Consider the following 17,283-nt stretch of genomic DNA (forward strand, 5'->3'; position numbering starts at 1 on the left):
GGGGCCCCGCCGTCAGGTGAGGGTGAAGTCGTCGGCGTGGACGGCGCCTTGGCCGTACCAGCCGTGGACGTAGACCGTCACCTTCCCCGACGCGTCGGTCGTGAACGGCACCGACAGCCGTGTCCACGACCCCGCCGAGGTCCACTGGCTCGCCGTGGCCCCGCCGCCGACGCCGATGTACGCGTAGGGGCCCTGCACCCAACCGGTCAGTGTGTGCGCCGTGTTGGGCCTGAGCGTCACCGTCTGTTCGCACTGGCCGGTGCTGTCCGCGGCCGGTGCCACCTGGAGGGCGTGCGCGCCCCCGTGGACCGGCGAGCCCACCACCGCGCTCCCCGCCCGGCACGACCACGGGCTCGCGCCACCGGTCTCGAAATCGCCGTTGACCAGCGCGCCCGTGCTGCCGGAGCCGGTGACGGTCAGGGTGTACGTGGCGGTGTGCGCCCCGGACGGCGCGGTGCCCCGGACGGTGATCGGGTAACTGCCCGGCGCGGCCGAGGCGGTCGTGCCGACCGTCAGCCGCGCGGAGCCGCCCGCCGTCACGGAGGAGGGGCTGAGCGCGACGCTCACGCCGGAGGGCGCGCCGTCGGCCGACAGGGCCACGGTCTGCGCCGACCCGGTGACCACCGCGGTGTTCACGGTGGCGTCGGCGGAGCCGCCCGGCGGGACCGACGCGGAGCCGGGGGAGAGGGAGAGCGAGAAGTCGGGTGAGGTGGGGGAGCCGCCCCCGGTGAAGGGGGCGAAGGCGTGGCTGAAGTACCACGTGTCCTGCGCGATGCCGGAGCAGGAGTCGGAGCCCTTCGTGCCCGGGCAGCCGCCGTTGTCGCGCTGGAGCGCCCAGAAGGAAAGCGTGCTGATGCCCTGCGAGACGGCCCAGTCGTAGACCTTGCCGGCGTCCTGGGTGCCGAAGGTCTCCGCGGGGCCGTAGTCGTCGATGCCCGGCATCTCGGTGATCCCGGTCATGGCCCAGAGCTCGGCGGAGGACTTCGCGGGGTACAGCCCGCCCAGTTGCCCGTGCAGCCCCTCGGCGGCGCTCGTGGTGTCCGCGGCCATGTCGTGGGTCGCGCCGTCGTAGTAGTCGAACGTCATGATGTTGACGACGTCGACGCGGGCGCCGTTGGCCACGGCGCTGCGCAGGACGGCGAGCCCGCTGTCGGCCAGGCCGTGGGTCGTCGTCGGCAGGGTGTAGGAGAACTGCACCGTGCGGCCGGTGCTCGCCGCCCAGTCCTGCACCAGCTTGATCGCCTGGTTGCGGCGGTCGATGCCCGCGCTGTTCGTCAGGGAGTTGTCCTCGATGTCGAGGTCCAGGCGGGAGACCCCGTACGTGGTGATGACGTTCTCGTACGCCGCGGCGATCTTCGCCACGTCCGTGCAGCTGTCGGCCACCTCGGTGCCGGTGTTGTCGGCGGCGTAGCCGCCGAAGGACGGGATGACGTCGCCGCCGTTGTTCCGGATGGTGGTGATGTCGGAGCCGAAGACCGACGTCGACACGGGCTTGCCGGTGTCGCCGTTCCAATAGGGCGTGCAGGAGCCCTTGGCCTCGGTCTGGAGGAAGGCCATGGTCAGGTACTTCGCGCCCGACTGCGCGGACAGCGCCGCGGGGCTCTCCGAGCTGTAGGTCTCGAAGTAGGGCGCGAAGACGTGCGCGGGCAGGGGGGCCGGGGCCGCGGCGGCGTGCGCCGTGCCGCCGCCCAGCGTGAGGCCGGCGGCCGCGGTCACGGTGGCGAACGCGGTCAGAAGGGTGTGAAGAGGGCCGAGTCGTCTCAACTGATGCTCCCGGTGGGCCGGTCGTGCGTGACAGGTGGGGGACCGGTTGCGCGGTGAACATCGTTGGACTGGACCAGAGTTGCGTCAAGGGTTCGGACGGGAACAGCGTCGCCCGTAGGAGCGATGCCCGCCGGTCAGCGCACGGGGACGGACGTGACGGGTGAGCTCCGCAGCTCCTCCGGGTGGGGGTCGTCCCGGTCGCTCAGGCCGTAGAGCACGCCGCGCAGTTGGAGGACGCCGCCGTGTGCCGCCCGGACGTCCGCCTCCACCCTGGCCCCGGCGCCCGAGGTCATCACCTTGCCGCACTCCACGGTGTGCCAGGCGCCGTGGTCGCCGCCGCGCTCCTGGACGCACGCGCGCAGGAAGCGCGCCGCGTCGTCGTCCCCCTTCCCGTTGACGTGCACCGGCCGCCCGGCGCGCACGGGGTGCGTGGGTACGGTGATGTCCATGGCGCCCTTGGCGAAGGCGGGGGCCGCGGTGAGGACGAGCACGGCGACCCCGAGGAATCCGGTCGCGACGGCGTACGGAATTTGCTGTTTCCTGTCGAGCGTCATGGTCCACCTCTCCGGGGAATTCGTTCTTCCACACCGGTACCCGCTTTCCGGGGCGCCACCGTGAACTCGGCCGGTAGGACGGCCCGTTGCGGTAAGGCGTTGTGGCCTTTCCGTCACCATCGGGTAACGACCGCGGACCGGGCGTCACGCAGACGCTACGGCCAGGGAGGAGCCGCCGCCCGGAGCGGTGGCGTGTGGCAGACTACAGTTTCGTAGTTGCGCAATAAGTGAAATGACCGACCGCGCGGCCGCTGACGCCGTGCCGCCGGCGGAACGACCGAGTGTGTGGAGGTAATTCATGGGTGTGACCTTGGCCAAGGGTGGCAACGTCTCCTTGAGCAAGGAGGCCCCGGGGCTGACGGCTGTGGCCGTCGGCCTGGGCTGGCAGGCGCGCACCACCACCGGCGCCGACTACGACCTCGACGCCAGCGCGCTGCTGTGCGGCGAGTCCGGCAAGGTCATTTCCGACCGGCATTTCGTTTTCTTCAACAATCTCGCCAGCCCCGACGGTTCCGTCCAGCACACCGGTGACGAATTGACCGGCGGTACGGGCAGCAGCGACGACGAGACCATTCATGTGGACCTCTCGCGCGTCCCCGCCGAGGTCGCCAAAATCGTCTTCCCGGTCTCCATCTACGAGGCCGACGTCCGAGGGCAGGCATTCGGCCAGGTGCGGGGCGCCTATATCCGGGTGGTCAACCGCGCGGACGACCGCGAGCTGGCCCGTTACGACCTCACCGAGGACGCCTCGACCGAGACCGCGATGATTTTCGGCGAGCTCTACCGCCACGCTTCCGAGTGGAAGTTCCGCGCCGTCGGGCAGGGCTACGCCTCCGGCCTGCGTGGCATCGCGACGGACTTCGGCGTCAACGTCGGCTGACACGCGGAGCGACCGGCGTCCGTACGGGCACGCGCCCGTACGGCGTCGCGCCGCGGTCGTATTTCCGGTACACCCATCCTGTTGTCGGAATCCCCTGACCACGCTCGGGTGACCTCTGACCAACACTTGCTATATTGCGCAACTGCGCAAGCAAAGCGGCTGTCGCCCCGCGCGACCGCCTGAACGGATGGGGAGCGCGCATGGCCGCCAGGCGAACCGAGACCCTGGGGGAGGCGGCGGGACGGCAGGGCGCACGGTCCCGCACGGCGACCCGCGCGTCGGCCCGGGTGCCCGGCCCGAGACCCGGCCGCGGCCCGGCACGCGCCGCCCGCGCCGGCGCCGCCCGCCCGCTGCTGCTCGGCGCGGGAGCCCTGCTGGTGGCCGGGGCCGTCGCGGACGAGGCCCGCGGCACCGGGCTGGGCTGGGTCTTCACGCTCGCCGCCGCGCTCGCCGCCGCCCTTGCGACCGTCGCCTGCTCCCGCGCGCAGACCTGGTGGGCCTTCGCCCTGCCGCCGTGGGCCATCGCCGTGGTGGGTCTGACCGCCCAGCTCCTCGCGGACTCGTCCGCCACGGGCGGCAACGCGGCCACCTCCATGACCACGGCACTGCACTGGGCCATCGACACCTTCCCGGCCATGGCGGCCGCCGAGACCTCGGCACTCGCGGTACTCATCTTCCGTACCGTACGGTCCAGGCGACACAGGAGGGCCGTCCATGCGTGACCGACACCGTTCCGCCGACCGGGCGCAGGCCCGGCGCGAACCTCGCGGCCGGAGCCGCGCCGGCCGCCCCGCCCGGGCCGCGGCCGCCGCCCGGATCGCGGTCTGCCTCACCTCGGCCGCCGTCATGCTGACCAGCGGCGTCGGCTGGTTCGCCTATCACTGGGTCAACAACGGCCTCATCACCTCCAGCGCGCTGGACGCCCTGCGCAAGGGCGCGCCGCCGAAGCTCGACGACTCGGTGAACCTCCTGCTCATCGGCCTGGACAGCCGCAAGGACATGGACGGCAACGACCTGCCCAAGGAATTCGTCCAGCAGGAACTGCACGCGGGCTCCAGCGACATCGGCGGCTACAACACCAACACGCTCATCCTGATGCACATCCCGCCGGACGGCGGCAAGGTCACCGCCTTCTCCATCCCGCGCGACGACTACGTCGAGATCGCGGGCGGCCGCGGGGAGCACAAGATCAAGGAGGCGTACGGCATCGCCAAGGCCGAGGCCGAGGACAAGCTCAGGGCCCAGGGGGTCAAGGGCGCCGACCTCGAACACCGCAGCCGGGAGGCCGGACGGGAGGCCACCCTGGCCACCGTGCAGCAGTTCCTCGGCGTGCCGATCGACCACTTCGCCGAGGTCAACCTGCTGGGCTTCTACGACATCGCCAAGGTGGTGGAGCCGGTCCAGGTGTGCCTGAAGAAGCCGGTGCGCGACCGGTATTCCGGCGCGGACTTCCCCGCCGGCCTGCAGGATCTCAACGCCCGGCAGGCCCTGGCCTTCGTGCGCCAGCGGCACGGCCTGACCGGCGGGGACCTCGACCGCACCCACCGGCAGCAGGCGTTCATCTCGTCCGTCACGCACAAGCTCAAGTCGCAGGGCGTGTGGAGCGACCTGGGCAAGCTCCAGGGGCTGTTCGACGTCGTCAAGAAGGACGTCGTCATCGACGACCGCTGGAACATCCTCGACTTCGCCAGGCAGGCCCCCAACCTCACCGGTGGCAACGCCGAGTTCCACACCCTGCCGATCGCCGGATTCGCCACCCGTAAGGGGGAGGACGTCAACCTGGTGGATCCGGTGAAGGTGAGATCCCTCGTCCAGGCGATGATCGGGCGCCAGGCCCCCGCGCCGGACCAGCCGTCGGCACCCGCCGGCAGCGCCGCCCCCGCCGACGCGGGCTCGACCACCGTGGACGTGCACAACGCCTCCGGCGCCGTGGGCGCCGCCGGGGCCGAGTCCAAGTCCCTGAGCGCCCTGGGCTACCGCACGGGCCAGGTCGCCAACGCGCCGTCCTCGCACACGACATCCGTCGTCTACGGCAAGGGCGCCGAGGAGGCGGCCCGGAAGATCGCCGCCTCGTACGGGGTGAACGCCGTCCCGGGCGCCGGCGTCCCGGCGGGACACGTCCTCGTGACCCTCGGCATCGGCTTCACGAAGGCCGCGCCCGCTCCCTCGCCCCGCCCCTCCGGCGGCGACGCGAAGCCGGGCGCGTCCGCGCCGTCACCGGTGCCGTCGGACGCGTTCCAGGGCGAGGCGGTGAAGATGGGCGGCGTCCCCTGCGTGGACTGACGGCCCGGAGGCCGCCGGTCGGCGGGGGAACCTCCCGCACGCGCGAGCGACGCGGGACAATCCAGGGGACCGGGAAGGACGCGGTCACCCCGACGGAAGGAAGCAAGCGTGCGGCACCCCTGGAAGCGACGGATCGGGCTCGCCGCCGTGACCGCCGTGGCGGCCGCCACGGCGGTGGCGTGCGGCGGACACGGACCGGAGGCCGCGACCCCGGCGAAGAACCCGTCGTCCGCCGCCACGGGCGGCCCAGGGCCGAGCGCGTCGGCGGCGGCCGGGAACCAGGACGCCGCCCACTGGGCCCCGCAGGTCGACACGTACGCGAAGAAGGCGGGCATCGCCCCCCGGCTGCTGATGGCGATCCTCTACAACGAGTCCTACAAGCCGCACGACCCCGCCCTGGAGCGGGCGTGGCAGCGGATCAAGCCGGACTCCGCGCTGGGCATCGCGAACATGCACAAGGCGGCCTTCAACGACACGAAGGCCGGCCGGGACTTCGCCGACCGCGACTGGCAGGAGCTGCCCGACGACCCCGGCCTGGCCGTCGAGGCCGCCGCCTGGCACCTCCACGACCTCGCCGCGCAGCTGCCGTCGGCACGCGGCGACACGTACACCAAGGACGAGCTGCTGGCCCTCGGCTACAACACGGGCGGGGGCAACATGCTGGCCTTCGCCCGTGGTGCCAAGCCCGGCAAGGAGGCCCAGTCCTATCTGGACCGCCTGCACCAGAACTGGGCCAAGGCCGGGGAGGCCGTGGACCGGCGGTGACGCCCGGTGGGCCGCCGGAGGAATCCGGCGGCCCGTGCCCGTGCGGGCGTTCCCGGTGCGTCAGTTGACGTTGACGGCGGTCCAGGTGGCACCGACCGCCTGGTACTCGCTGCTGTTGGTGCCGTACAGGTCACCGGCGGCCTGGAGCGTGGCCTGGCGGGCCGCCGCGTAGTTGGTCGTCGAGGTGAAGTACGTGGTCAGCGCCTTGTACCAGATGGCCAGGGCCTTGTCGCGGCCTATGCCGGACAGGGTCGAGTTGTCGTAGGTCGGGCTGTTGTACGAGAACCCGTTGACCGTCTTCGCGCCGCTGCCCTCGGACAGCAGGTAGAAGAAGTGGTTGGCGATGCCGGACGAGTAGTGCACGTCCACATTGCCGGCGTCCGCGCTCCAGTAGTCCAGCGAGCTGCCGTCCTTGCTGGGCTGGTCCATGTAGCGCAGCGGCTTGCCGTCACCGTTGATGTTGATCTGCTCGCCGATGAGGTAGTTGGCGGGAGTCTTCGGGTTGTTGGCGAAGAACTCGACCCCGGTGCCCATGATGTCGCTGGTGGCCTCGTTGAGGCCGCCGGACTCACCCGCGTACTCCAGGCCGGCCGTGGCGGAGGTGACGCCGTGCGACATCTCGTGACCCGCCACGTCGAGCGCGGTCAGCGGGTTGTTGTTGCCCTGGCCGTCCCCGTACGTCATGCAGAAGCAGGAGTCGTCCCAGAAGGCGTTCACGTAGTTGTCGCCGTAGTGGACGCGGGAGGACGAGGCGACGCCGTCGTTGCGGATGCCGCTGCGGCCGAACGTCTGCTTGTAGAAGTCCCAGGTCTCCTGCGCGCCGTAGTGGGCGTCGACGCCGGCCGTCTGCCGGTTGCTCTGGGTGCCGTCGCCCCACGTGTCCGTGGAGTTGGTGAAGAGCGTGCCGCTGCCGGAGGTGCCCTGGTTGAGGTCGGTCGTGCGGTGGCCGCCGCGGGTGTTGTCGACCATCTGGTAGGAGCCGCCGCTGTTGCTCGTCCCGATGGTGACCTGGCCGTTGTACTCGCCCGTGCCGGTGCCGGTCTCGATGCCGTCGAAGGCGTACAGCCTCTTGCCGGTGTTGGCGTCGGTGATGACGTGCAGCTGGCTGGGCGTGCCGTCCTTCTGGAGACCGGTGACGACCGTCTCCCAGGCCAGCACCGGCTTCCCGGTCACGGCCCAGATGACCTTACGGGCGTTGCGGGGCGTCGGCTTGGCGGTCTTGGCGTCCGAGGCCGCGCTCAGCGCGCTCTTCTGCGCGGTGGCCGCCGGGACCTTGGGGGTGGTGCTCGGCACGGCGACGCTCCGGGCCTTCGACGCCTTGGTGACGCTCTGCCGCTTGCCCTTGACGTGGACGACCAAGTCGCCGCCGAGGACCGGCAGTCCGGCGTACGTGCGGTCGTAGCGAGTGTGCACGGTGCCGTCGGCGTCCTTGACGACGTCCTTGACTACGAGCTTCTCCTGCGCGCCGAGGCCCAGGGAGCGGGCGGTGGCCGCGCTGTCGCCGCGGGCGGCGGCGAGGAGGGCGGTGCGCTGCGCCGTGGAGAGGGGGGCGAGGTGGGCGGCGGTGGCGTCCACGTGGTCCGGGGCCGGTGCGGCTCCCGCGGATCCCACCTGGACCCCGGCGGCCACCAGGGCGGCGAGGGCGATGACGGTGGCGCTGCTTCTGACACGGCGCGAAGAGTGGGGGGTAGATCTCACGCGAACTCCTTATGCCTGGCCGCTGGTGGCGGCCCGCTGCGCGGCGGCACGGGCGTGCCGCCGGGTGGTGCGTGGGTGCATGGGGTGCGAACGGCGCTCACCGATGTGCGCTCTGTTCGAACCGAGGCGAGCGTGCCACCGAATCCGTGAACTTGGCAGGTTCACGACGGAAAGTTGGCCGTGAGTTGACCGATGGGCGAAGGTCGGCGTCCGATATCCGGAAAGTGGCGCGCGTGGGCGGGTGTTCACTCCGCCGCGCGGCCGGCGCCCCCGCGGCGGGCTCGCTCGCCCGTGCGGGTGATATCTCGTCACCCGGTGACGCCGGACAGCGGCCGCCGCCCCCCGGCGCGCGACCATTCCCCGGTGGGGGTTCGTGACGATCGGCCCCAGCCCAGACCGTTTCCCCTTGCGTGGAGGTGCCGTGTACACCACCGAGCCAGTCGCCATGTCACTTCATCCGTCGTCCCAGGAGGACCAGCTGGCCGAGGACTACGCCAGCCTCCTCGGCACCGTCTCCCGTATCGACCAGGCCGTGCGCGACGGCGCCTGGGACGGCGTGCGCGACGAGCTCGACCAGCTCATCAGCGCGGCCGAGGACATGTGGGCCACCCTGTCCGAGGCGGACGACGACGCCGAGGACGGCGACCGCTACCAGGCGCCCGTGACCATCTCCGCCGACCCCGCGACGGTCCGCCGGCTGATCGCCCTCTACGCCGAACCCCACAGCGTCGGCAGGCTCCTCCACCCCGCGCCCTCCGACGGCCGGTCGGAAGGCGCCGCGGACCCGGGCGGGCCGCTCCTCGACGACGACTTCCTGGACGAGGAACTGCCCTCCACCGCGCTCTGACCCACCCCCTCCGCTCCGAAATCCTTCGGAGCGGATTTATTTCTTTGCCCATTCGAACTTATATGCGTCATACTTGGGCGTCCCCCCACCATTCCGACCATCTCCGCACTTGTGTGAGGGCCCCTGCTCCATGGGCGTTTCTCTGCGCGCGCTGCGCGCTCTCGCTCTGCTCGCCGGTTTCTATCTGCTGGGCCTCTTCGTGCTCGGCGTCTTCGCCGCACTCGGATTCGCCACCTGTCAATGGACGCGGCCCGTCATCGCGTTGAAGCTCTGCATCGTTCTCGCCTTGCTCGCCATTCCCGTCGTGCGTGGCATGTTCCTGCTCCGTACGCCCAAGGACGACGGCGAGAGCGGCCTCGCGGTCACCGAGGGGCGGCAGCCCCTGCTGTGGTCCACGGTGCGTGAGGTGGCCGCGGCGGCGGGCACCCGGCCGCCCGACGAACTCGTGCTCACCGGCGACGTCAACGCCTCCGTCTCCGAGAACGCCCGCCTGCTCGGACTGCTGCCGGGACGGCGCCGGCTGTATATCGGCGTGCCTCTGATGACGGGACTCAGCGAGATCCAGCTGCGCGCCGTGCTCGCCCATGAATTCGGGCACTACGGCAATGCCGACACCCGCATCTCGGCCATCACCCTGCGCGGCCGGCACAGCGTCGCGCGCACCGTGAACTCCTTCATGGAAAGAGCCGAGAACCGCGTCGGCAAGGAACGCGCACGGCAGGAGAAAGCCGCCGGAAAGGCCCTGCGCAAGGGCCGCGAGGCCAAGGAAATCAACACCAGGGGCGTCGGGTTCGGCTATCGCGCGATGGCCAGGCCCTTCATCGCCTACGGCTCCTTCTATCTGCGCGCGACGCAGAGCGCGGCCCGGCGGCAGGAACTCGCCGCCGACCGTACGGCCGCGCGCGTCGCGGGCCGTGAGGCCGCGGCCTCCGCCCTCCGCGAGGTCGCCGTGCTCGACGCCGCCCACGACCTCTACCTCAGCGGCTACGCCACCGTGGGCGCCCCGGCCGGACTGCTGCCGCCGCACGGTCAGTTCTACGGCGGCCTGCGCCACCTGCTCGCCGAACCCGGCAGGCGGAGCGAACTGGAAGAGCTGCGGCACGACCTGCCCGGGACCACGGCCTCCCCCTACGACGCCCACCCGCCGGTCACCGAGCGGATCCGGCTGATCCGGGAGCTCCCGGACGACGGCCGCGCCGCCGGCACGCCCGAACGGCACGCCCTGGCACTGCTGCACGACCCCGAGCGGGTCTGCGCCGACCTCGAAACGGCCACGTTCGTCCCGGAGGCCCTGGCCATGCGCCGCGCGCAGTGGCCCGAACTCCTCCACCTCGGCAGGCGCGCGCGGTGCGAGGAGGAGGCCGGGCCGCTGCGGCACGCGATCACCGCGGCCACGGGCGGCGACCCCACCCTCCGCGCGCTCCTGGACGCCGCCGACACCGGTGCGCTGTGGCGGATCGCCGACCGGCTCCCCAAGTCGGAGGCGGCGGGCCGGGCGAGCGGCCGCGCCGCCCGCGAGTTCGTACGCCCCGATCTGCGCAGCGGTCTGGCGCGGCTCCTGGTGCTGGAGCTCGTCGACGCCCGGCTGGCCTGGTGGGAGATGTCCTGGTCCGACCCGTCGCGGCTGCGTCTGCCGGAAGGCTACGAGGAGTTGATGCCGGCCGCGCTCGACGCCGCCGTCGCGGACTCCCCGGACACGGCACCCCTGCGCGCGCTCCTGCCCCGGCCGTCCTCCCTTTCTCACTGATTCCCGCTTCTCGGTGATTCCCGCCGGGCAACCCCTTCCCGGCTCCAAGCGAAACGAGCTCAACCCCCGTGCCACGACTGCTTCCCCTCATCGTCATCGGCGTCTGTGTCTTCCTCTGGTTCAGATCCAGGAAGCGGGCGGCCGCCGACCCGACCGGCCCGGCGGCGGCCCAGAAGGCACCCTCCGACGGGCTGTCCAAGGAAGCCGCCCAGCTGGGTTTCCTCCCGGAGAGCCGGCAGAACACCGACCGGTCGATGCCGGACCCCGAACTCGAAACCCTGCGGACCTCCGCCGCGCGGGGCGAGTGGGAGCCCGCGGCGCGGTTCCTCGCCGCCACCGGCCGGGACTGGGAACGCCGGTCCGCCGCGATCATCGACCTCGCCGACGCCGCCGCCGGGGAGGACGGCTGGCTCACGGCCTGGGAGACCGCCCGCCCCGATGACCCGGACGCCGCGGCCGTGCGCGCGAAGTCCACGGTCTTCCTCGCCTGGCAGCTGCGCGGCAGCCACGTGGCCAAGGAGACCAGCCGCGAGCAGTTCGAGGGCTTCCACCGCGTGCTGAGCCGCTCCCGCGACGACATCGCGCGCGCCGCCGAGCTCAACCCCGAGGACCCCTCGCCGTACATCACCGAGATCTGGACCGGCCTCGGTCTCGGCTGTCCGCACGAGCGGATGCACGAACTGTGGGCGCAGATCACCGCCCGGGCGCCCTTCCACTACGAGGCGCACTACAGCGCGCTCCAGTATTGGTGCGCGAAGTGGCGCGGCTCCGAGGAGCTGGCCCACGACTTCGCCGCGCGCGCCGCCGCCGGAGCCCCGGCCGGGACCCTGCTCCCGGCCCTGCGTCTGGTCGCCCTGTTCGAGCACCAGGAATACCCCCTGCGGGTCAGGGCCTACCGCACGCCGGAGGCCAGGGCCATGGTCGACGCCGTACTCGCCGACCTGCCGGCCGTACCGCCGACACATCCGCGGCTCGCCGAAGTCCGCCATCTGCTGGCGTTCTTCCTGGTGCAGCAGCAGCGTCACGTGGCGGCGCTGGAGCAGTTCCGGCTGGTGGACGGCCATGTCGCAGCGGACCCCTGGAGCCGCTTCGGGGACACGGCGAAGCTCTACTGCCGCTACCGCGAGCGGGCGATCGAGGGCGCGAGCTGACCCGTCACCTTCCGGGCGCGGGCGCGCTCAGCGGGGCAGGCCGTCCCCGCCGCGCGCCCGCGCGAAGTGCTCCTCCGTGATCTCGTACGTCGGGCTCGCGTACAGGCCCCGCTCCCGCCGCGCCGGATCGGGATGCTGATTGCGGCAGATCCGCTCGGCGAGCTCACGCAGCGCCGGCATCCCGGGCACGGCTCTGCCGAGAGCCTCCGGACGCCCGGTGAAGGCGTCCTCGATAACGCACAACAGCCCCGCGTACCCCACGTTGAACAGGTCGGCGGCCCGGCGCACCTCGCTCCCCGCCGGGTAGTCCGCCACCTTGGCCCGCGGATCGATGGGATACGCCCCCGCCCAGTCCACGTCGAGGGCCGGGCCCGTGGGGCCGGAGGCGGGTGTGTCGTACGGCCCGTACGTCCGCTGCCTGCGGATCTCGTCGAACCGGAAGTAGTGCGCGGGCTCCCTGGCCTCGCCGAAGACGCGGTCGTCGCTGTTGAAGACCGTGCGGTCCGCGCCCTCGCCCTGCTCGGTGATGACCCGCAGGGCCTCCAGCGCGGAGGCCAGGTCCGTGACCGGGAAGATCTCGCCGCCGGAGTTGTAGAAGTGCTCGGGGCCGGCCTGCCGGACGGGGTCGCCGCGGAAGAGCTCCGCCTCGCCCAGCTCCTCCGCCAGCCGCCTCAGGCCCACGCCGATCGTGCGGTAGAACTGCCCGATCGAGGTCCACCCCTCGTCGTCCGCCACCGAAGGGTGACCGGGCGGCCCGGCCACGTACGCCGGGTGCTCGATGCGCAGGAACGTCTCCAGCGCCTCGACCCCGAAGTGCCGCAGCGCGACGGGGACATGGTCCTTGCTGTACGGCAGCCGGGCGGGGTAGCCGGTGACGAAGCGGGAGTGGCCCATGAGGTGCGTGCCCGCCCCGTGCCCGGCGCCGTGGAAGACCCAGTCGCGCCCGGCGAAGCGGAAGTGGCCGGGAGCGAAGGGGCCCGGGCCGTACGCGGTGCGGTCGTCGGCGCCGAGCAGGGCGAAGATCCGGTCGGAGACGGTCTTCGCGGCGGCCATCCCGCGCTTCACCCGGTCCGACAGGTCGTAGGTGAGGCGCGGCCGGGGATGCCGAGCCGGTCGCGCAGGCCCGGGTCGAGGGTGACCCTGTTGCGCTCCTCGGCCTCCTGCTCCAGCGCGAACTGGAGGGAGAACTGGCGGCCGATCTCCTCGCCCAGGGTCGCGCGCAGCGCGCTCCCGAACAGGCTCCTGCCGCGCGGCTGCCCGGAGTCGCCGGTGATGCCGAGCAGCCGGGCCACGTCGGTGGCGGGCGCGCCGGTCGGCCGGCTCCAGCCCCAGTTGCTGATCTCGATACGGAAGGGGGCGCGGTCGCGCCGGAGGCGGCCCGCGCGGAAGCTCTCCAGACCGGAGGTCGAGGCCGGGCCGCGGAAGGGCCCCACCGGCGCGGGCAGCAGCCCCCAGGTGAGCAGCACCGGGTGATCCATGAGATTGCGGCCCACCTGCCCGCTGCGGCCGGCGAGCCCGGAGAGCAGGAGCAGCTTGGCGTTCTCGACGGCGTGCGCGGCCAGGACGACGACGTCGGCCTCGGCGGTGTGCGTGGTGTGCGCGGGAGAGGCCGGGTCGTCGTACGCCAGATACTCGACGCCGAACACCCGGCCGTCGCCCCGGGTCAGGACGCGGCTGACGACGGCCTGGGTGACGAGCGCGACCCGGCGGTCCCAGCGGGCCCGGGTCTTGAGCGGGGTGTATTTGGCCTGCACGGGGCAGATCGGCACGCACGAGGCGTTGCCCACGCACCGCTCGCCGTAGTTGGGCAGACCGGCCGCACCGACGGGGCGGTATCCGCGGCCCCCGTCGTAGCGCGGGTCCGGAGTGCTGTTGCGGGCGTGCGGGGTGGTGACCACCCACAGGACGGTCTCCGGCGCGTCGTCGGACTCCCTGAAGGCGAGCCCGTCGAGCCCGGCGGCGAGGAGGCGGTCGAGGTGGCTGCGGGGGATCTCCCGCATCGGATAGACATAGCCTTCGGGGAAGGGCAGTCCGATGGCCTCGGCCTGCTCGGCGGCGTCGCCCGCGACGCCCAACTCCCGTTCGGCGGCGCGGTAGTGCGGCTCCAGCTCGGCGTATCCGATCGGCCAGTCCCTGCCGTATCCGTAGGCGCTGCGGACGGCGAAGTCCTCCGGGAGCATGCGCGGCGTGAGGCCGAGCCAGTGCAGCGTGGTGCCGCCCGCGGCCCGCAGATAGTCGCTCCCGTACGGCAGGGGGCCGTCCTGGAGGAAGTAGCCGTCGGCGTGGTAGCCGCCGCCGGGCAGTCCCCCGACGTCGAGGACGTCGGGGGAGGGGGCGGCGGGATTGGCGCGGTAGGGCGAGTTGGGGACCTTGGCCGAAGCGGAGTAGAAGGTGTCGAGGGCGTCGAGGTGGCCGGGCCAGGTGCTCAAGGTGTCCGTGCCGGCCTCCAGGACGAGCACCCGCCAGCCCCGGTCGCCCAGTTCCTTGGCGACGAGCGTGCCGGCCAGCCCGGCGCCGACCACGATCACGTCGTGGTGCCCGGGGTGCGGTGCCGCCGTGGTCATCAAGCGCCGCCCAGGCCCGCGTCGGCGTGAGCCGGCACGCTCGCGCCCGGTGGCGGATCGGCCCAGGTGCCGAACCCGGGTGCCTTGGCGCCCGCGGGGTGCCCGTGGAAGGTCCGCCAGACCAGGCCCTCCGTGTACGCCTCGGGTGAGACCGTGAAGGCGGCGTTCGCCTGCTCCCGGCCCAGCGCGGAGTGGACGGACCGGGCGAGCTGCGGCCAGACGCCGAGGTACCACAGGTGCGTGATGGCGCGGGCGATGTCACGCGAGGTCTCGTCCACCAGCCGGTCCGGGTCGCCTCCCACGGCCTCCAGGTCTGCCAGGAAGCGGCCGACCGCCTCGCGCCCGAGCTGGTCGAGCGTCGTGTCGTGGTACAGCCGGACCATTCCGGTCGCGTACAGATCGAAGGCGTCGAAACCCGTCAGCCGGACGGAGAGGCCGACGAATCCTGGGAGTTCCGCTGTCATCCGCGACCACCCGTCTGAGAGGACTTGCCACCTTTCTAGCGGAGGGTCCGGTAAGCGGAGAAGGTGTGGGAACTCTCTTCACCCCTAAGGGTGTTCGCAGGCGAAGGGCCCGGCGGCGTGGGCCCCGGGCCCTTCCGGTGCGGGTGTGCGGTTCAGGTGCCGGGCTTGCGGCCGTAGACGAAGACGTTGTCGCCGTTGTGGAGCATGGACCAGTACGTTTTCGCGTCGCCTGTGCGCATGTTGACGCAGCCGTGCGAGCCCGGCGGCGACCAGACGCTGCCGGCTATCGCGTGGAACGCCTCGCCGCCGTCGAAGAACTGGGCATAGGGCATGCGGACGTTGTAGAGCGTGGACCAGTGGTCGACCGAGCGCCAGTAGATCTTCTTCGCGCCCGTCCGCGTGACATGGCCCTTCCGGCCCGTCCGCACCGGCACGGGGCCGAACTTGACGGCCTTGCCGTCCTGTATCCAGCTGATCTGACGGCTGAGGTCGACGCAGGCGACGCGCCCCTTGTTCACGGGGCACTTCCCGTCCGCGTCGGGATCGCGCCGGGTGCTCTCCGCCTGCATCGCGGCCCAGGTCACCGGGCCCGCGTAGCCGATGTTCGGCCTGATGCCGTTCCTGGTCTGGTAGCTCTGGACCGCCCGGCAGTCCGCCGCCGACTGGCGGCCGTCGACCGGTCTGCCCAGGAACTTCTCGGCCTCCTTCTGATACGGGCCCGTCCGCGTCGTACAGGCCGGCGCCGCCGCCTGCGCCGAGCCGCCGATCGCGACGGTCAAGGGCGCCGCGAGGCCGACCGCGCCGAGCACGACGCCCAGCCGGCGCGCGAGGACCGAGGTCGCTTTCCTCTTCGCTTCTGCACTCATAACAAGTATGACAACAAAGGCTGTTGAGGGGTTGCAGCCCTCTGCCCCACGGGACGGAAAAGTCCCCGAGCGCCGCGAGGGTCCACCCGGGGGCGCGGGTGGACCCTCGCGCGCGGGTCAGGAGATGGAGGCGCCGGTGGGGATGGAGTCGATGACGACGGGGGACAGATTGACGATCTTGTTCCAGGCGAAGTCGTACTTGTCCATCGCGGCCGGACTGGTGATCCAGCGCTTGACGCCGTTGCTGATCAGATAGACCTGCGGCGCGTTGGGCGACTTGCCCAGGAAGGCGCCGTCCGACAGCTGCCCGCCGCTGTCGATGCTGTTGATGTCGACGACGGACTGAATGCCGTCCCAGCTGCGGAACAGGTTGTTGTACGTAGCCGGATTGGGGATCCAGCGGCGCCTGCCGTCGAGGATGAGATAGACGGGGGCGCTGTCGAAGCCCTTGAGGCGCCGGCCGTTGAGCTCCGGGTGCGGCCGGGAGAGCCGGCTGTCCGACTGGTGCACGGCGGCGGTGCCCGAACCGGTGCCGACGGCCTGCGCCGCGGGCACGGCCGTGAGCGCGGCCAGGGGGACGAGGGTGAGACTCAGTGCAGCGAACCACGAGCGTCTTTTCACGGGTTCCTCCGCGGAATCGGGAAAGGAGACGGAGATCCTTGATTCCCGCAAATATCTCCATCGCCTTTTCGGCTGCTTCACATTCCACGGTGCGCAACATGATTGTCAATGCGCGGGGAAGCGCGGGAAAAGATGGTCATCGATTATCCGCCAGGGGCGGTGGCGGCAATTCCGTGAAGACGCCGACCGGCTCCCCTCGCTGTACGGAGCCGGTCGCCGCGAGCGAACCGGAAGGCCCCGCGGACGGCCCGCCCGGACCGCCTGGCGGGGGCTGCATGGCCGGAACCACCGGCCCGCGAGCGGGCACCCGGCTCACCCGGACGCGGGCGGCACCGCGGCGTCACGCTCGTCCAGCGCCCGTACGACACGGGCCGGATTCCCGACGGCCAGCACACCGGACGGCAGATCCTTGGTCACCACCGCCCCGGCCCCGACCACGGTGTTCTCGCCGATGGTCACCCCTGGGCAGACGATGACCCCCGCGCCCAGCCAGACGTTGTCCCCGACCACGATGGGCAGGCCCCGCTCCCACCCGGCCCTCCGGAGCTCCGGATCCAGGGCGTGAGTCGGCGTCACCAGCTGGACGTTCGGGCCGATCTGGACATCCGCCCCGATCGTGATGGGCGCCGCGTCCAGGAACACCGCGCCGAAATTGACGAACGTATCCGCACCGATGCTGATGTACGAGCCGAAGTCGCAATGGAAAGGAGGGCGGATGCGCACCCTTTCCCCGACCGACCCGAGCAGTTTTCCAAGAATTTCCCGGCGCTCCGCCGGGGACGGCACGGCCGCGTTGTACGCCGCGCACAGCTCGGCCCGGCGCTCGGATTCCTCGCGCAGTTCCTCGTCGTCGGGGACGTACCAGTCCCCGGCCAGCATCCGCTCCTTGTTCACGCCCACGCGGGTGTCCTCTCCTCGGATCGGCACACGCTTCCGGAGCACCCGCGAGGCCGTCAAGCGCTTTCCCCGCGGTGACACGGCGAAGAGCCGGTCGGCGGCGCTGCCACGCGCGAACAGCGCCTGGCCGTGGCCGACTTCGTCATCGACAACGACGGCCCGCTGGAAGCGCTCGCTCCGCA

General features: G+C 71.8%; 16 protein-coding genes and 1 pseudogene. 8 read left to right on the top strand and 9 right to left on the bottom strand.

What is annotated here, in order from left to right; translation table 11 throughout:
• Positions 1-12: 12 nt before the first annotated feature.
• Together AB0435_RS06515 and AB0435_RS06520 are read right to left on the bottom strand one after the other, a co-directional pair.
• Positions 13-1,764 (bottom strand): glycosyl hydrolase family 18 protein, encoded by a 1,752-nt coding sequence (locus AB0435_RS06515; RefSeq protein WP_366426349.1) that lies wholly within the window; start codon positions 1,762-1,764, stop codon positions 13-15.
• Between the two features lie 134 nt (positions 1,765-1,898).
• Positions 1,899-2,318, bottom strand: a complete 420-nt coding sequence (locus AB0435_RS06520; RefSeq protein ID WP_366426350.1) for a hypothetical protein — start codon at positions 2,316-2,318, stop codon at positions 1,899-1,901.
• Between the two features lie 298 nt (positions 2,319-2,616).
• Here AB0435_RS06520 and AB0435_RS06525 point away from each other — a divergent pair, with 298 nt between their 5' ends.
• The 4 genes from AB0435_RS06525 (at position 2,617) to AB0435_RS06540 (ending at position 6,246) form a co-directional block, all read left to right on the top strand.
• Positions 2,617-3,198: a TerD family protein gene (locus tag AB0435_RS06525; RefSeq protein WP_366005751.1), complete on the top strand. Its 582-nt coding sequence runs from the start codon at positions 2,617-2,619 to the stop codon at positions 3,196-3,198.
• A gap of 200 nt (positions 3,199-3,398) precedes the next feature.
• Complete coding sequence (locus AB0435_RS06530) at positions 3,399-3,920, top strand: DUF6542 domain-containing protein (RefSeq protein WP_366426351.1); 522 nt, start codon at positions 3,399-3,401, stop codon at positions 3,918-3,920.
• On the top strand, positions 3,913-5,481 hold the full coding sequence (locus tag AB0435_RS06535; RefSeq protein ID WP_366426352.1) for an LCP family protein: 1,569 nt from the start codon (positions 3,913-3,915) through the stop codon (positions 5,479-5,481). Before AB0435_RS06530 ends, AB0435_RS06535 begins: the two co-directional genes overlap by 8 nt.
• 108 nt (positions 5,482-5,589) lie before the next feature.
• Positions 5,590-6,246: a transglycosylase SLT domain-containing protein gene (locus AB0435_RS06540; protein WP_366005747.1), complete on the top strand. Its 657-nt coding sequence runs from the start codon at positions 5,590-5,592 to the stop codon at positions 6,244-6,246.
• A gap of 60 nt (positions 6,247-6,306) precedes the next feature.
• On the opposite strand, the gene AB0435_RS06545 is transcribed toward AB0435_RS06540, so the two are convergent.
• The gene (locus tag AB0435_RS06545; protein ID WP_366426353.1) at positions 6,307-7,944 is read right to left on the bottom strand and encodes a M4 family metallopeptidase; all 1,638 of its coding nucleotides are present in this window, start codon (positions 7,942-7,944) and stop codon (positions 6,307-6,309) included.
• Positions 7,945-8,389: 445 nt separating this feature from the next.
• Between AB0435_RS06545 and AB0435_RS06550 the strand changes: the two genes are divergently transcribed.
• From AB0435_RS06550 to AB0435_RS06560, 3 genes are all read left to right on the top strand, one after another.
• On the top strand, positions 8,390-8,791 hold the full coding sequence (locus AB0435_RS06550; RefSeq protein ID WP_366005745.1) for a hypothetical protein: 402 nt from the start codon (positions 8,390-8,392) through the stop codon (positions 8,789-8,791).
• Between the two features lie 130 nt (positions 8,792-8,921).
• On the top strand, positions 8,922-10,538 hold the full coding sequence (locus AB0435_RS06555; RefSeq protein WP_366426354.1) for a M48 family metalloprotease: 1,617 nt from the start codon (positions 8,922-8,924) through the stop codon (positions 10,536-10,538).
• 68 nt (positions 10,539-10,606) lie between these two features.
• Positions 10,607-11,689, top strand: a complete 1,083-nt coding sequence (locus AB0435_RS06560; RefSeq protein ID WP_366005743.1) for a hypothetical protein — start codon at positions 10,607-10,609, stop codon at positions 11,687-11,689.
• A 27-nt stretch (positions 11,690-11,716) separates the two neighbouring features.
• Here the strand turns inward: AB0435_RS06560 and AB0435_RS06565 are convergent, their stop codons facing one another.
• The 6 genes from AB0435_RS06565 to AB0435_RS06590 all read right to left on the bottom strand — a co-directional run bounded on the left by AB0435_RS06565 (position 11,717) and on the right by AB0435_RS06590 (position 17,104).
• The gene (locus tag AB0435_RS06565) at positions 11,717-12,742 is read right to left on the bottom strand and encodes a ferritin-like domain-containing protein (RefSeq protein ID WP_366426355.1); all 1,026 of its coding nucleotides are present in this window, start codon (positions 12,740-12,742) and stop codon (positions 11,717-11,719) included.
• An 8-nt stretch (positions 12,743-12,750) separates the two neighbouring features.
• Entirely contained in the window at positions 12,751-14,253 is a 1,503-nt protein-coding gene (locus AB0435_RS06570) for a GMC family oxidoreductase (RefSeq protein WP_366426356.1), read from the bottom strand.
• The gene (locus tag AB0435_RS06575) at positions 14,253-14,717 is read right to left on the bottom strand and encodes a hypothetical protein (RefSeq protein ID WP_366426357.1); all 465 of its coding nucleotides are present in this window, start codon (positions 14,715-14,717) and stop codon (positions 14,253-14,255) included. Before AB0435_RS06575 ends, AB0435_RS06570 begins: the two co-directional genes overlap by 1 nt.
• Before the next feature lie 152 nt (positions 14,718-14,869).
• Complete coding sequence (locus AB0435_RS06580; RefSeq protein ID WP_366426358.1) at positions 14,870-15,583, bottom strand: L,D-transpeptidase family protein; 714 nt, start codon at positions 15,581-15,583, stop codon at positions 14,870-14,872.
• A gap of 117 nt (positions 15,584-15,700) precedes the next feature.
• On the bottom strand, positions 15,701-16,204 hold the full coding sequence (locus AB0435_RS06585) for a hypothetical protein (RefSeq protein WP_366426359.1): 504 nt from the start codon (positions 16,202-16,204) through the stop codon (positions 15,701-15,703).
• 312 nt (positions 16,205-16,516) lie between these two features.
• Entirely contained in the window at positions 16,517-17,104 is a 588-nt protein-coding gene (locus AB0435_RS06590; protein ID WP_366426361.1) for a sugar O-acetyltransferase, read from the bottom strand.
• Positions 17,105-17,206: 102 nt separating this feature from the next.
• Here AB0435_RS06590 and AB0435_RS06595 point away from each other — a divergent pair.
• A pseudogene (locus AB0435_RS06595) lies at positions 17,207-17,283 on the top strand (dephospho-CoA kinase); the annotation flags it as partial.

The organism is Streptomyces sp. NPDC051173, assembly GCF_040689515.1.
Taxonomy (GTDB): domain Bacteria; phylum Actinomycetota; class Actinomycetes; order Streptomycetales; family Streptomycetaceae; genus Streptomyces.